Origin of the sequence: Microbacterium sp. CPCC 204701 (genome assembly GCF_004010105.1) — a bacterium.
In the GTDB taxonomy this organism is placed as follows: Bacteria; Actinomycetota; Actinomycetes; order Actinomycetales; family Microbacteriaceae; genus Microbacterium.
Genome location: NZ_RRYE01000498.1, coordinates 1 through 1,836, shown reverse-complemented (window position 1 = coordinate 1,836; position 1,836 = coordinate 1). Strand labels below are relative to the sequence as shown.

The 1,836-nt window shown below is 72.9% G+C and carries 2 protein-coding genes and 1 pseudogene; 1 reads left to right on the top strand and 2 read right to left on the bottom strand.

Translation table 11 applies throughout. The features are described 5' to 3' along the window. Nucleotides 1-757: tRNA pseudouridine(55) synthase TruB (truB, locus tag EIO58_RS17220; protein ID WP_127820476.1), on the bottom strand; the 757-nt coding region annotated here is incomplete at its 3' end. Further along, on the bottom strand, nt 757-1,443 hold the full coding sequence (locus EIO58_RS17215) for a uridine kinase (RefSeq protein ID WP_127820475.1): 687 nt from the start codon (nt 1,441-1,443) through the stop codon (nt 757-759). The genes EIO58_RS17215 and truB, both read right to left, overlap by 1 nt. Before the next feature lie 120 nt (nt 1,444-1,563). Between EIO58_RS17215 and EIO58_RS17210 the strand changes: the two are divergent. Next, nucleotides 1,564-1,836: pseudogene (locus EIO58_RS17210) on the top strand (A/G-specific adenine glycosylase); the annotation flags it as partial.

The following is a 1,836-nucleotide window of genomic DNA, read 5'->3' as shown; positions in this document are numbered from 1 at the left end:
CGCGCGCCTCGTCGGCGGTCACGTCGAAGCGGCCCAGCACCGCGGCCGCGGCAGCGGCCGGGTCCAGGAGCGCAGCGTCGGCGATGCCGTCGACGCGCGCCGCACCATCGACCTGGAAGGGGCCGATGCGCGTGCGCCGAAGCGCCGTGAGATGTCCGCCGACGCCGAGCGCCGCGCCGAGATCCCGCGCCAGCGAACGGATGTACGTACCGCTCGAGCAGTCCACCACGGCATCCAGGTCGACCCATCCCCCGGCGCCGGCGGACTCCGCGCCTGTCGACGAGCGGCGCTCGTCGAGGATCTCGAACCGCGACACCGTCACCTCGCGGGCCTTGAGCTGCACATCCTCGCCCGATCGCGCGAGATCGTACGCGCGCCTCCCGTCGACCTTGATCGCGGAATACGTGCTGGGCACCTGCGAGATGCGGCCGGTCAGCGCCGCGATGCCCTCGGCGATCGTGGCGGGCTGCAGGGACGAGGCATCCGTCGTCGACACCACATCGCCGTCGGCGTCGTCGGTCGCGGTCGCGACGCCAAGCCGGATGGTCGCCGCGTAGGTCTTGTCGAGTCCCACCACGAAGGTCAGCAGGCGCGTGGCGCCCTCGACACCCAGAACGAGCAGTCCGGTCGCCATCGGGTCGAGCGTGCCGGCGTGGCCGATCTTGCGCGTCCCGAGTGCGCGCCGAGCGCGCGCGACGACGTCGTGGGAGGTGATCCCGCCGGGCTTGTCGACGAGGAGCAGACCGGGCACGGCCATCAGCCGACGCTCTCCGGGATGCGGCGCGGGTGCGCGAAGTCCGAATTGTCCACGACGACGGATGCCGCCTCGCGCGGCGCCGCCTCCCGCAGGTACAGGTCCTGTCCGCGCCGGTAGCGGGCGTTGGTCGGCGCGTCCGGGTCGGGATCGCAGCCGTCGCGCACCGCCATCCGGGTGTACGCGACGTCGAAGGGAACCTCGAGCCACAGGGACCAGTCCCAGAGGTCGCGCAGCAGCGGGCGGTGAAGGAAGATGCCGTCGATCACGAGCACCGCATCGCGAGGCGCGCTGACCCACTGCGACTCGGCGGGCGCGTCGCGCACGACATCGAACGCCGACAGCTGGAAGCCTGTCGCGCCGGCCGTCTGAGCGCCGTCACGGAACGGGTCGATGAGCACGCGCCGGAATGTGGCGTAGTCGTACGAGTCGCGATAGAAGCCCTCGGGGCTGTGCCGCCCGCGGGCGTATCGCTCGGCCCGCGGCCGGTGGAAGCCGTCGATGCTCGCCCGGAAGACGGCATCTCCGGTCTCGGCGAACGTCTCGGCGAGCCCGTCGGCGAAGACGCTCTTGCCCGCACCGTCGATGCCGTCGACCGCGACGATCACGCGCCCGGCGGGGTACTGCCGGCGTATGTCGTCGCGCAGCTCCCGCCACAGCGTCGTCGTCGGCGTGGCGGGAAGGCGCATGTTTCCAGCCTACGGCGCGGCATCACGCCGGGAGCTCTCCATCCCGGCGCCAGGCAGGTCTGCGGCGCGGTGCGGGCATCCGCACCGAACTCCCCGCGCAAGCGAACGTAAGCTGGGGCCATGCCCGACCTCGCGACGCCGCTCGTCGCGTGGTACCGCGAGAACGCACGCGATCTGCCCTGGCGACGGCCCGGGTTCGGCGCGTGGGGCGTGCTGGTGAGCGAGTTCATGCTGCAGCAGACGCCGGTGAACCGGGTGATCCCCCATCTCGAGGCGTGGCTCGAGCGCTGGCCCACCCCGGCCGACCTGGCGGCGGCCGCGCCGGCCGACGCGGTGCGCGAATGGGCGAACCTCGGCTACCCTCGGCGCGCGCTGTGGCTCCACCGCGCGGCC

Bases quoted from the DNA above. Each gene is read 5' to 3' on its own strand.
- EIO58_RS17215 (WP_127820475.1), bottom strand. From the start codon at position 1,443: ATGCGCCTTCCCGCCACGCCGACGACGACGCTGTGGCGGGAGCTGCGC.